We start from the raw sequence: 13,460 nt of genomic DNA, 5'->3' as shown, positions 1-13,460 counted from the left end.
TTATAGAGCCGACGTATTTTTGTAGTCAGATCATATACATATTTACACAAAAAAACTCCTGACCGCAAATTAAATTCCGGTCAAGAGTTCTTTTATAGAATAACTAGTTGTCATTTATGCTTTAACTAGTAATCCGCCTTCTTTTAAATATTTTTGTATGCCTTCAGCTGCACGATAAGAAAGTGCACCCAGTGTTCCAGTTGGATTAAAGCAACTATTATGTGGGAATGCAGATGCACCTAAAACAAACACGTTTTCAGCTTCCCACATTTGTAGGTAAGTATTTAGCGCTGATTTCTCAGGGTCTGTCCCCATAATTACTCCACCTGTATTATGAGTATTTGAATCTTTATTTACATTAAATGGACCTTGCTCTTCATTTGTATCAATAATATCTGCACCAATTTCTTCTGCAAATTTACGCGTAATCTTAGACATGTATTTCCCCAACGCGCGGTCATTGTCTGTATATTCATATGTCATGCGTAATAATGGATATCCAAATTCGTCTTTAAATTCTGGGTCAAGGTCTAGATAATTTTCTTTATGTGGTAAAGAAGCACCTTGCGTTTTAACTGGGAAGTTTGAATTCGCATATTTAATAGATTTCTCTTTGAACTCAGCCCCCCAGTTTGGCGTTCCTGCAGGTACACGGTTTACCGCAATCGGACGGTCACCATATTGTGTTGAACGAATACCAGCACCATGTATGAAATCTACTTCCGCATGGCCAAAGTTATCCCCCATGTATTCAGCAATCTCAATACCTAACGCTCCAGCACCACCATATAGGTTAAACTCTTTGTCCTCGAAGAATAACTGAGAACCTCCAGCTGTTACCTGATAACAGTAATTTTTACCGATTGTCCCTTTACCTGTTTTTGGATCATAAGGAGTGCCGATACCAGAGTTTAGAAGTAAACGAGAATTATTGAATACATAACTCGCAACTACAACTACATCTGCAGGTTGCTCAAATTTTTCTCCAGTTAGCATATCTACGTAAATAACCCCGTTTGCTTTACCACCACTTTTAGTTAATTCCACCACATTAGAATGTGTACGAAGATCTAGCTTACCTGTTTGTTTTGCAACCGGAATTACCGTTACTGCTGGGTCACCTTTCGCTCCATATTCACAACCAAAGTTTTCACAATACGCACAGTATTGACATGCTCCACGAGAGATGCCGTCAGGGTTTGTATATGCTTCAGAAAGGTTTGCTGCAGGAATAACGAAAGGTTTGTATCCAAAGCTTGTTGCCGCTTTTTCGAATTCTTTCATTAATGGTGTTTTCACTAAAGGAGGCGTTGGATATGGATTCGTACGTTTCCCCCAAAGTTCTACTGTTTCCCCTGAAATACCAGCCATTTTTTCGAATGTATCATAGTATGGTTCCATCTCATCATAGGTTATACCCCAGTCTTCAAGACCTTCCATCCAAGCAGGGATTTTTTCGATTCCGTAACGCTCAATTGTTTTTGTACGTATTTCGAAGTCATAAGGTAAGAAACGATAAGTTTGTCCATTCCAGTGACTACCTGCACCACCTACTCCGTCACCTACTATAAATGTACCGTAGTGACGCATTGGTAAAGCCTTACCGGATAATGTATTTCTATAAGTAATAGTTTCCTTCGAAAGATCTTGCATTAATTCTTGACGATGTTGATAACGAAGTTCATCATGTCCCATTGTATAATCAGCTGTTGTCCGGTCTTTACCTCGTTCTAACCCAACAACGCTTATGCCTGCTTTTGTTAGTTCAGCTGAAACGATTCCACCAGCCCAACCCATTCCTACTACTACAACAGGTACTTTAGGTAATTTTGTAACCATTTATATGTCAGTCCTTTCTATTATTAATGTCCCATATGAGAATTTAAACTTTGTGGTTCCAGTTCGATAAATTTCTCATCTTGTATTTCAGCTACATATTGCATACGAGATCCTGGATACTTACGCATACTCCAACCTAACATTTCATTGTTACCACCATACATTGGGTCTGCATATACACCCTCTATAGTTAATGTACGTAGTAAATTGAAAAATTGAGAAGAAGAAACTTTTCCATATAATTCAACTTTACCTTCACTAAAGGAAAGTAGAACTTCATCTTGCTTAGCAGCTTCTAACTCTTTAAAATCAACTTCATATTGTTCGTTACTATACTTGTCTAAACTAACTAAACCAGCTAGAAATAAATCTTTTCTAAGTATCTTCGTTTGTGGACCTTGGTTTTCTTCTGCTTTATAAAATGCACCTAAACGGTAGTCTTTAACGTTAGAACCCCATGGGCCAGCCAACTGATGATCGATATAAATAGCTGCATTAAGTTCTTTTGCACCAGGACCATTTGCATCTTCTGGGAAAATACGTTCCACTGCCGCTTGAGTAACTTGATATTGGTTTGGTGTGAAGAACATTAAAGCTACATTTGGGTTAGCCTTAGGTGTTGCCGCGTGATTTTGAGTTTTAGTAGTGGTCGCTGATTTGTCATCTTTTATTAGAAGACTTCCTAAAGCTCCTCCTAAAACAACTCCCCCTACTGTCAAACCAGAATTTTTGATAAACGTCCGTCTAGACGATCGTTTGTCTAAAACAGTGTTATTCTTTTCTTGTTCTGACATAATAAAACCTCCTATAAATTTAATAGTTTTCTATTTAATCGCTTAATAAATATTCTTCTTTTTTTCTTTTAATGCACAATAGAGCTCCAATTGTAAACAATCGTATGCAGAACTGAAAAAGCAAGCAATGAAGCTATAAAAATAGTGTGTTTTCTTCCTGTCCAACAAAGAACAATGATAGCTAAACCAATCCCAGAACCTAATAGGGCAAACCAAGGGAATGGACTATTATAAAAAAAGAGTAAAAGTGCAAAATCAGCTACGATGAAAAGGGCCAGTAGCACTTGATTGAGCATCCTCAGTTCTTCTAAATTGTATTGCGTCATACTTATTCTCCTTTTTATGCAATAGTAAAAACACGTTTCAAAAGATGATTTTATTTTGTATACAAAATATATGTTTTTGTATACAAAAACAACATTATCTATTCTACTATATTCTTTTGTTGTTTGTACACCTTAAAAATTTTAGGAAATAATCATGAACAAGAACTTTTCACTCAGTTTGATATAACTTATTAAGTTAGTGAAAAGAGGATAAGTTTTCTTTATGACAAGACAATATTAGTACCTTAGAAGATGGTACTTCCCAAGTATGAACTGCAGCTTTTACATGATAGTGCGACCATTTTTAACTCTTAGAATGAAATTAGATATATTTATAGTGAATTTTAGAAAAGGGGCAAAGGTTATAAACGAGGACTATGTAGAAAAGTATTCCAAATAAAAAAACACCCAAAAAAGGTGCAATGGAGGTACTATAAGGATTTAGGCTGTTCGTGGTGAGTTTTTAGCACTAATTCATATGCTAACTAGATAAATTAGTGCTCTGTATCATCTGGGAAATTTTAACACCTTACTTCAGGTAGGTTTGAATGCAATTTAATCATCACTTTTGGTGACTAACCATAAATAATTTAAAACTGCCCATTCCTTCCGATAAGCTCCAAAGTAAAATTCATGTCTTTATATAAATGTTCAGCTATGAGTTCTCCGGCAAGTTGTTCATCCTTATTCTTAATGGCTTTGTAAATTTCTTCATGCTCATCTATTATATTTGGACGACTATATATATCAAGCCTTAGACTAAACAAATAGAAAATTGTCTGAGCTTGCGCTAATCTTTCAATCATTATTGGATTTTGACATTCATTTATAATTAAATCATGAAAACGTTGGTTTGCATTATATGTATTTTTGGACTGTCCTTCCATAAGCGAATTACGAGATGCCTGGATAGTATTCTCAAGTTCTTTAACCTTCTCCACTGTCATATTTTTCGCTGCTCTTTTCGCTGCAAAGCTTTCTAGTACTATGCGCATCTCATATATGTATATCAAATCCTGTGCTGTCGGATTATATATATGCTTGTTCTTAATTAACCCCTCTTGCTCCAACCTTTTAATTGCTTCACGAATTGGTGTACGACTAACACCAATCTCATCTGCAAGACGCTCCTCTACTAACTTCATTCCGCCTTTGTAAGTTCCATCAAGCATAGATTCCCTAATGTATTCATAAGCCAATTTTTGTGCGTTCATCTTGTTTGAAACCATATCTTAACCCCCCGGAATTATTTTAAGTAAATACTTCCTTATTATACTTTACAAAGTATTATTTTAAAGAATAAAACATCCTCTTTAAAGGTAGAGGTTTATTTAAAATACACATAAAAAATGGAGCTAGGATATGTTCTCCCAACCCATTTTATTTTGGTATTCTTTTTTTACTAAATTACCTGTTGGTCTCATCAAGCAATTAATGTTATGTGCTTTTCTTATATTTTATAAAAGGAACCAGAACTATCAAGAAAACAAGCAAAAACAGAGATACAATGATTTTGTTTCCTTTATCTGGCTCACCAAACAAATAAACTAGTATGTTTGCAAATAACGGCATACCAAGCCATTCTAAAATTGGAACCACAAGAAACATGCCAATTAAAAAATATAAAATAAAAATTTTATTACTCATATAGTTTTGCCGCTCCCTCATACCGTTAGATGAATTCCTCATATATTCAAGTACTTCGACATTCTTCCAGTAATACCTGCTTGTTGATCCGCGAGTTTAGTTCAATAAAAAAAGCTTTACTCCTTCTTGAAGTAAAGCACGTTAGAAGAAAATTAGAAGTAATGCTCCTACGATGAAACAATAATATGTAAAATAAACCAGCTTCCCATTTTTCATAATTCCCATAAACCACTTCATCGCAAAATAGGTCATTAATAGTGTTGCTATAAAAGCAGCTAAATACGGAATTGCTAAGTCTGCTTTATTCGGTTCATTCAGAAAATCAGAAAGACCTAATATAACTCCTCCGAGGCTAACGGGAATATACAACATAAATGAAAATCGAAGTGCCGTATCTTGTTTCATTCCAACAGCAACTGCGGAAATAATAGTTGCACCTGAACGACTAATCCCAGGTGTTAATGCGACAGCCTGCCCTAATCCCACAATAAAAGCATCCTTAATTGTAATATCACTTTCGTCTTTTTTACCTTTCAGATTGCGAATTACCCACAAGGCAATCCCTGTTACGAAAAGCATCACCGCAATCGTTGTCATGCTAACACTTTCTGCTATATAGTCACTTAACAATATTCCTAGAACACCCGCTGGAATAGAGCCAATGATGATAAAGAAAACAAAACGAAAGTCACTCTTATAACGACGATTTTTCGTTTTCAAATAAAGAAATGAATTTACTGCAAGCCTTGCGATATCTTTTCTATAAATATAAAGTATCGCAAATAGTGAAGCTGTGTTTGTTAATATAGCAAATGTAAATCCTTGTTCACCTAGCCCCAAGATTTCACTAGCAATCATTACGTGTCCACTAGATGACACTGGAATTGGTTCTGTAAAGCCCTGCACTAGCCCAATAATAATCATTTTTATTATTAAGATAACATCTAATTCTCCCATTTTACCTCCCTATGAATTCTCGTTTTAAGGAACAATTATTTTTACGGACCAAAACTATATTGATCCTCATCAATCTCTTTTAACCTTATCGTCGCTATTTTTTCTTTTAGGTTGAACAAGCCAAATTACGAATAGAAAAAATAATGCAAAGCACACTCTAAATAACGTATTTAGAACTCTGTCGTCATATAAATCTGTTAATAAAATAAAACTTAAAGCATATCCAATTATAAAAACAAGGAACAAGCGAAATTTCATTTTTGCACCCCCAATAAATCACCAGTTGCAATAGTGATGCTTTTTGATTGTTGATTCAAGGGTAATCTCCATATAAATAAGAGGAACGATACTACAACTAAAAAGATACGACCTAGTAAATCATGTCTTCCACATTAAACACTACCATACTTCTTACATTTTACTATTTCCAGTTGATAATTAGACTTTTTTTAGTCATTTCTTTAAGAAAATAGGAAACTTGGCATATCTCCATATCCTTTTTCTAGCCATTTTATCAAAACTGCATTCAACGACTAATACTATATATAAAAAAACCAGCCCCTAATACAAATCAAAATTTGTATAGAAACTGGCGCTTATAGTTATTATTTACTTGAATTATAAGCCTCTAAGAATTCTTTCACTTTCGCTGGATCTGCAACTACTTCATTTCCAGTATCCACAAGTGGACTTACAGTAGAAACTGCTTTGTTTTTATTTCCTTGATAATAATTTAAAATTTCATCTTGGTTAATCGAATACAGAATAGCTTTTCTTAGATCTTCGCTATCTGATACTGCACGGTTTTTGGTATTGAACAATAGATAAGACACAGCGTTACTGTCACTTTTTTGAAGTGTTAACTTGCTATCGCCTTCTACTAAGTCATATTTTGTTTCTGGCACTCCGTTGAATATGTGAATTTCTCCATTACGTAATGCTGAAAGTGTGCTATCTGGATCTTGTATAAAACGTACAGTTACATTAGAGATTTTAGCTTCATTTTCCGTTCCTGTCATATATGCAGGGTTTTTCAAGAATATAGCTTCATAATCATTTTTGTGTGACAAAATGTAAGGTCCGCTTGCATATAACGTATTGTTATATTTGGCACCTTCTGTAACGGTGTTTTGGTCCCCATAAGGGATATCTTTGTTAACATCGAATGATTCTACATCGTATGTGTTAATGCTTTCTACTTGTTTCTTAGACACGATACCTGCAGATTGGTGAGCTAAATAATTTAGTACTTGTGGGAATGGATTTACTGTTGTAATTTTCACTACTTGATATTTACCAGCTGCATTATCAGCTGCATTTTTGTCTTCTACTAATTCTGATATTTTGGCATCTAAGCCCTCTTCAAGTGCTTCTTTTACAGTAACTTCGCTACCAGACTGGTTTACATCAAGCTCTGCCAGATCCGTTACTACTTCTATTTCTTCCATACTTTCATGTAAGCTATATGTGCGGTGATCTGGTACAGATTTTTCATCTTTAGCTCGGTTTAATGAGAATACTACATCGTCCGCTCCAACACGTTCCCCAGTATCCACTGCTTTTTCATCTGTAACTGCAGCAAAGTTGATATCATCACGAAGAAGGAAATAATAAGATTGGTTTCCTTCCGCAATGACATGGTTAAGTGATAAAGAACCATCTGAGACTACTTTATCGTCATCTGTTAAATTTACAAGTCTTACATACATATTTGTATTTAACGTATTTATAGAACCGTCATTTCCTTTAATCGGATCTAAAGATGTTAGTGCTCCGATTGCTTGTTGCATTATTAATGGTTGTGTCGCTCTTTTCGAAGTATCTACAAAGTCGATAGATTCCCATGCAATTGCACGTGATTTCGCAAGTCTTACTGTATCTGCATTTACAATTTCTTTGTTTACACCTTGTGCTTTGAACGAATTATATAAAGGGGCTATATATGCTTTATCAAGCACAAGACGTTGTTCTAATTGCTTATAAGTCTTCGTAAATTCTTCTTCCGTTTCTGTACTTGCTTGCTCTATTAACTTATCTACTTCTTCATCAGACATAATACTGTTATCACCATCTGATTTGAATAGTGAACGTACCGCATAATCAGGATTTCCAGTAACTGTTGTCCAGCTAGATAGTGCTAAGTCATAGTTTCCTGCATCTTTTTGTGCTGTAAAGCTACCGTAATCTGGTTGGATATTCAACTTCACATCAAAACCATTTTTAATCAGTTGGTCACGTACGATATTCATGTCCGCTTCCCCAGTACTCATACCTAACAGTTCAATAGCTACTGCACTATCATCTGTTTTTACATCTTTGTTATCATTTCCTTTATCCGCAACGTCCGACTTCGTATTTACACATCCTGCTAATATCACTACTAGAGTGATCAGGATTGCCAATAAACTTTTTTTCATATTCATTTCCTCCTAAATAATTGTTTAATCCATTCTTGGATCAAAAGCATCTCTTAACCCATCTCCTAAGAAATTGAAAGATAATACAAGACCTATAATTGCTAGCCCTGGTATAATCGCTAGATAGGAATGCGATTCAAGATAAGTACTACCTATTTTTAAAATATTTCCCCACTCCGGAATATGTGGTTCAACCCCTAGTCCAAGAAAACTTAAACTACTCGTTGCAATTACAGCTCCTCCAATTGTTAAAGTGGCTTTTACAATCATCGGAGCGAGTGAGTTAGGTACAATTTGCTTAAAAATAATCGAGAAGTCAGAAGCACCTAAAGCTCGTGCAGAATCGACATACTCATAGTTCGATACCATGAGTACGTTTGCTCTCATCGTTCGCGCATAGCTTGGAATTGCACCAACACTAAGTGCTAATATCAGGTTCATCGTGTTAGCTCCGAACGCAGCTATAATAGCAATCGCAAGCAAAATTCCAGGAATTGCATAGAGGATATCTAGCAATCGCATAATAATATTATCCGCACGTTTTGTATAATATCCTGCTATTGCTCCAAGAACCCCCCCTATTATTAGAGGAATAATTGTAGAAGCAAACCCTACTAGTAGAGATATTCTTGCTCCAAAGATAATTCTAGAAAATAGATCCCTTCCAAAATCGTCTGTTCCAAAGGGATGCTCTAGGCTAGGTTGTTGAAGCAAGCTTCCATAATCATTTTCTACCGCCATATCATAATCGAATGTATACTTGCTACAAACTGATAGAGAAAGCATAAGTATGATGAAGAACATTCCTAATATCGCAGTGGAATTGCGAGTGATTTTACCCCAAATCGTGTTCCACTTTATAATTCTTGAACGATCGTGGCTCCGTATCTTTACTATTAAACTTATACCAAGTAACAGGTTAAACAAATTACCAGTTACAGATGAAGCAATCAATACAATAGCAATGACCAAAAACCAAGGTGGTGCAGATTCATCCTGTACATATTTTGATACAAGAACTAAAGTTACTACTTGAAAAACCAGGATTCCCACCAGAATTCCCATTGCGGGTAGAAAAGTATCTGTCACATACGGCTTAAACATATTAAAAGCAGAGATTGCAATTACGAAAAGCTGTGTAAATAACATGTATACAGCAAATGTGTAATCTGGTGTTTTTTTGTTTTTTATCAAGTTAAAAGCAAATGATGCCGTAAAAACATTTGCACTCAATATACTTAAGAGTTGAATATATCCTAGCTTTCTTGTAATTGGCTGTATGGCACCAAATTTCAAAAGATCTTTTTTAATTTTCCATGTTAGGAAAAATTGATACAAAGTGAATAATGCATAAACTAAAAATATCGTAAAAACAAGAGACTTTATCGTTCCTTCTTTATAGTTAAAACTATTTATAAGGAAAACTAGGCTGACTACAATAGAAAGAACCAATGCAAAGTTTGCTTGCGTATACTCTCGAGACAATTTCAAAGCATGTTTTTTAAACGAGTTCACCCTCTACACCTACTTCTATATTACAGTTGCTTCATCTTAGATCGAATGCGAGGGTCAAAAAACGCATACAAAATATCGATGAGCACGTTTACTAATGAAATTGTTATAGCAATATATATGACCCCACCCATGATGGCAGGAATGTCGGGGATAAACTGTTTATCTACAATATAACTACCTATACCGCTAATATTGAATACTTTCTCTGTAACAGCTGCTCCCCCGAGCATATCTCCAAACAACAATCCAATTACTGTAATAATGGGAATCATTGCGTTACCAATAGCATGCTTCCATAGAACTTGACGTTCATTTAGCCCTTTCGCTTTTGCCGTAATAATATAATCCTCATTTATTATTTCTAGCATAGAGGAGCGAGTCATTCTTGCAACAGAAGCTGTAAGCCCTGTGCCTAAAACTATTACTGGCATAATAATCGACAACATATTCTGAGGATTATAAGTGGCAGGTAACCACTGCAGTTTAATAGAGAAATTTAATATAAATATTAAGCCCTGCCAGAAATTCGGAATAGATAATCCAATTAATGCGATAAACATAAAGGAATAATCTAGAAATGTATTTTGTCTAGTAGCTGATATGATTCCAACTGGAATGGCAATAACAATAGCCATTAATAGTGAGAAAATCGCAATTGTTAAAGTAATCGGGAACTTATTAGCAATACTAGCTGCTACGTCTTCATTCCCAGTAAAAGAAGCACCTAAGTCAAATGTGAAAATCCCTTTAACGGCATTCCATAATTGCATCAAGTAAGGCAGATCCAGACCATACGTATGATTAAAAGAAGCAATTTGCTCTTTCGTTGCAGATTCACCTAAAAGATTTGCAGCAGGATCAAAAGGCGACAAATATAAAATAGTAAATACTAGCACCGAGACACCTGCAATGACAAAAACACTCATAATTAGGCGTTCAAAGATAAATTTGATAAAGAAATTACTAAACAACAACAGCAATATATACATAAGTACTCCAGGTATAAAAGAAACAATTAAAAAGAGCGGATTTTTTAATAAACGTTGAAAATAGGAGATATAATTTAGCTTTGTTAAACCCTGACGTTCATACTCGTCATTTATTTTTTCTGCGAGTATTTTCGAGTAGCGTTCCTCTGTTAGCCTATCTACTTCCCGATTCATTTGCTGTTCATCCACTTTTTCCTGAAAGAAAGCATGTTTTCGAACGTATTGTTCCTTGAAATCACTTAATAACTTTTCTTTAAGCCCTGCTGTTTGTAATGACTCATTTATTATTTTATGAATAGTAAAATATGTATCACTTTTTCTTTTAGATTGGTAAAAGAAAAAAATAATAAGATGTAAGGGTAATCCTAATACTAACAACAAATATTTGTAGGACGGTCGTTTCATCATTTTCTCAAAAACATATGAAAGATGAGCAGAAAAACCAAAATTGAGCGATGGTTCTTTGTGCAATTCCATCGACTATTTACCTCCTTTCTGATATTGTATAATTCCTAGTGGTATTGTAAAGTATAGATAGGAAATTTTATTTAGTCAATGATATTTATTTAATATTATATATATAGGAATAGGTAGGTGTTTTACGTTGGAGACGGTTCTAAAGGTTAAAGATTTACATATCTCGTTTCTGACCAGCGACAAAGAATTTGAAGCTGTGCGAGGTGTCAGTTTTGAAGTGAAAAAAGGAGAAACTATTGGGATTGTTGGAGAATCAGGTAGCGGCAAGAGTGTTACCGCTCGTTCAATTATGAGATTACTCCCTTCCCCTCCTTCATTGTTAAAAAACGGCGAGATTGAATTTCTCGGAGAAAATCTTATAAATAAGTCAGAAAAAGAGATGGAAAGTATCCGAGGGCAAGATATTAGTATGATCTTCCAAGACCCTATGAGCTCCCTTAATCCTACTATTCGAATTGGCAAACAAATAGCTGAAAGTTTGATCAAACACCAAAAGTTATCCAAAAAGGAAGCAAAAAAACAAGCACTCGACCTACTCAAACTAGTAGGAATTAAAAATAGCGAAGAACGTTTCAATCAGTATCCGCATGAGTTTTCTGGAGGAATGCGTCAAAGGGTCATGATTGCAATAGCATTGGCTTGTCGTCCTACTCTTCTGATTGCAGATGAACCTACAACTGCACTTGACGTTACCATTCAAGCGCAAATATTAAACCTCATGAAAGACATGCAAGCACGTTTTGGAACATCTATTATTTTAATCACCCATGATTTGGGTGTAGTGGCCGGAATGTGTGACCGAGTAGCAGTCATGAAGGATGGAGAAATTGTCGAAACTGGGACAACGGAAGAAATCTTTGAAAACCCTCAACATGACTATACAAAAAAACTGCTTAACGCTCTTCCAAGATTAGATCAGAAAAAAAAAGCTAAACGTCCTTCTCTCCATTCCCTTGGGACAGAAGACGGAAAACCTCTACTAGATGTACGTTCCCTTAAAATGAATTTCGATGTTGGAAAAGGCAATGTACTAAAAGCAGTTGACGATATTAGCTTTTTCATAAAACCTGGAGAAACATTAGGGTTAGTCGGAGAATCTGGTTCAGGTAAGTCTACAACTGGTAGAGCGATACTTCGACTTCATGAACCAACAGACGGAGATGTATTATATCAAGGTTTAGCGATAAATAGACTTAGTAAAGATGAAATGAAAACAATGCGTCGACATATGCAAATGATCTTTCAAGATCCCTACTCTTCATTAAATCCACGCTTTAAGATATTGGATATAATCGGGCAAGCATTAGATATACACCGTTTAAGTAAAAACAACGAGGAAAGAAAACAGCGCGTGGAAGAATTACTCCTAATGGTGGGACTAAAACCTGAACACGCCATCCGGTACCCACATGAATTTTCTGGTGGGCAACGCCAAAGAATCGGAATTGCTCGGGCACTTGCTGTTGAGCCTGACTTTATCGTTTGCGATGAACCCTTATCCGCTTTAGATGTCTCTATACAATCTCAGATTGTCGACTTGCTAGAGGATCTCCAACATCGTCTAGGGCTTACCTATTTGTTTATTGCGCATGACTTATCAATGGTCAAGCATATTAGTGATAGAGTGGCAGTTATGTACGCTGGGAAAATTGTAGAGCTTGCAGAAAGCGAGGAGCTCTATTCTAACCCTCAGCACCCTTATACAAAATCATTACTAGCCGCAATTCCAATTCCCGATCCTAAAGTAGAGGCCAAGAAAAAACGGTCTCTAATGGAAGACAACTTAGAAATAGATAAATACCAATTGAGTCAATCCGAGTTAATAGAGGTATCCCCGGAGCATTGGGTAGCTATTCCTAAACAACATGCTCTAATCTAGCAACGCATATTAACGCATGCAAAAAGCCACCTAAATAGGTGGCTTTTTGCATTAGATATTTTTTTTAGTTTCTGTTTCTTTATCTTCTATTCTAAATTCTTCTGCAACATCGTCTACTATATCTTTAGTTGAGTTTTTGAATTCTTTTAACGTCTCTCCAACTGCTCTACCCAATTGAGGTAACTTTTTCGGACCGAAAACGATTAAAGCAATGATCAATATAATGATTAGACCCGGTATTCCGATATTTGGCATTATAATCTCTCCTATACTTTTTCTATATAATTTTCACGTGGTTTTTGCAATAGTTGTTTATCTGACAAAAAATATTGGTTGTTTTGTATCAATTACACATTATACTCCTACGTTTAAATTTGTAAATACCTAGGTACTCAAAATGAATTGTGTGAGCTTGAAATGTCTCCTTAATACAAAATCTACTTTTTTCACTTCGTTAACTTTCTTGAGCTTTGTTTATACAACTAGTTCTTTAGCTTTTTTTACCTTCAAAACACTAGTTACTTTATACCAATAACACATGCGGTTTTACTATAAATTTGCAATATTTATGCGAATTTAATGTTTTTTCAGAATAAAATTATATTTTATCATCCGAAATA

General features: G+C 35.3%; 12 protein-coding genes. 1 reads left to right on the top strand and 11 read right to left on the bottom strand.

Annotated elements, in window-relative coordinates:
* Nucleotides 1-114 precede the first annotated feature (114 nt).
* From MHI47_RS01625 to MHI47_RS01580, 10 genes are all read right to left on the bottom strand, one after another.
* Nucleotides 115-1,839 carry a GMC family oxidoreductase gene (locus tag MHI47_RS01625; RefSeq protein WP_340829165.1) on the bottom strand — a complete coding sequence of 575 codons (1,725 nt, stop codon included), beginning with the start codon at nt 1,837-1,839 and terminating at the stop codon, nt 115-117.
* Nucleotides 1,840-1,862: 23 nt separating this feature from the next.
* A complete protein-coding gene (locus tag MHI47_RS01620; protein WP_340768021.1) occupies nt 1,863-2,633 on the bottom strand; it encodes a gluconate 2-dehydrogenase subunit 3 family protein in 771 nt (256 codons plus the stop codon).
* A gap of 68 nt (nt 2,634-2,701) precedes the next feature.
* Nucleotides 2,702-2,959 carry a hypothetical protein gene (locus tag MHI47_RS01615; RefSeq protein WP_093536272.1) on the bottom strand — a complete coding sequence of 86 codons (258 nt, stop codon included), beginning with the start codon at nt 2,957-2,959 and terminating at the stop codon, nt 2,702-2,704.
* 590 nt (nt 2,960-3,549) lie between these two features.
* Nucleotides 3,550-4,188 carry a GntR family transcriptional regulator gene (locus MHI47_RS01610; RefSeq protein WP_340761264.1) on the bottom strand — a complete coding sequence of 213 codons (639 nt, stop codon included), beginning with the start codon at nt 4,186-4,188 and terminating at the stop codon, nt 3,550-3,552.
* A gap of 208 nt (nt 4,189-4,396) precedes the next feature.
* Nucleotides 4,397-4,606, bottom strand: coding sequence for a hypothetical protein (locus MHI47_RS01605; protein ID WP_340829162.1), 210 nt, complete (start codon nt 4,604-4,606; stop codon nt 4,397-4,399).
* A 141-nt stretch (nt 4,607-4,747) separates the two neighbouring features.
* Nucleotides 4,748-5,563, bottom strand: a complete 816-nt coding sequence (locus MHI47_RS01600; protein WP_093536276.1) for an undecaprenyl-diphosphate phosphatase — start codon at nt 5,561-5,563, stop codon at nt 4,748-4,750.
* A 69-nt stretch (nt 5,564-5,632) separates the two neighbouring features.
* On the bottom strand, nt 5,633-5,821 hold the full coding sequence (locus tag MHI47_RS01595) for a hypothetical protein (RefSeq protein ID WP_093536278.1): 189 nt from the start codon (nt 5,819-5,821) through the stop codon (nt 5,633-5,635).
* A gap of 347 nt (nt 5,822-6,168) precedes the next feature.
* Entirely contained in the window at nt 6,169-7,980 is a 1,812-nt protein-coding gene (locus MHI47_RS01590) for an ABC transporter substrate-binding protein (RefSeq protein WP_340768014.1), read from the bottom strand.
* A gap of 24 nt (nt 7,981-8,004) precedes the next feature.
* Nucleotides 8,005-9,495: an ABC transporter permease gene (locus tag MHI47_RS01585; protein WP_340829157.1), complete on the bottom strand. Its 1,491-nt coding sequence runs from the start codon at nt 9,493-9,495 to the stop codon at nt 8,005-8,007.
* Nucleotides 9,496-9,515: 20 nt separating this feature from the next.
* Complete coding sequence (locus tag MHI47_RS01580) at nt 9,516-10,961, bottom strand: ABC transporter permease (protein ID WP_340829154.1); 1,446 nt, start codon at nt 10,959-10,961, stop codon at nt 9,516-9,518.
* Nucleotides 10,962-11,088: 127 nt separating this feature from the next.
* Between MHI47_RS01580 and MHI47_RS01575 the strand changes: the two genes are divergently transcribed.
* Nucleotides 11,089-12,840, top strand: coding sequence for an ABC transporter ATP-binding protein (locus MHI47_RS01575; RefSeq protein ID WP_340829152.1), 1,752 nt, complete (start codon nt 11,089-11,091; stop codon nt 12,838-12,840).
* A 51-nt stretch (nt 12,841-12,891) separates the two neighbouring features.
* Here the strand turns inward: MHI47_RS01575 and tatA are convergent, their stop codons facing one another.
* The gene (tatA, locus tag MHI47_RS01570; RefSeq protein ID WP_093536286.1) at nt 12,892-13,098 is read right to left on the bottom strand and encodes a twin-arginine translocase TatA/TatE family subunit; all 207 of its coding nucleotides are present in this window, start codon (nt 13,096-13,098) and stop codon (nt 12,892-12,894) included.
* Between the last annotated feature and the right edge of the window lie 362 nt (nt 13,099-13,460).

This window comes from Psychrobacillus sp. FSL H8-0487 (assembly GCF_038008385.1).
In the GTDB taxonomy this organism is placed as follows: Bacteria; Bacillota; Bacilli; order Bacillales_A; family Planococcaceae; genus Psychrobacillus; species Psychrobacillus psychrotolerans.
This window is presented reverse-complemented; position numbering and strand designations above follow the sequence as displayed.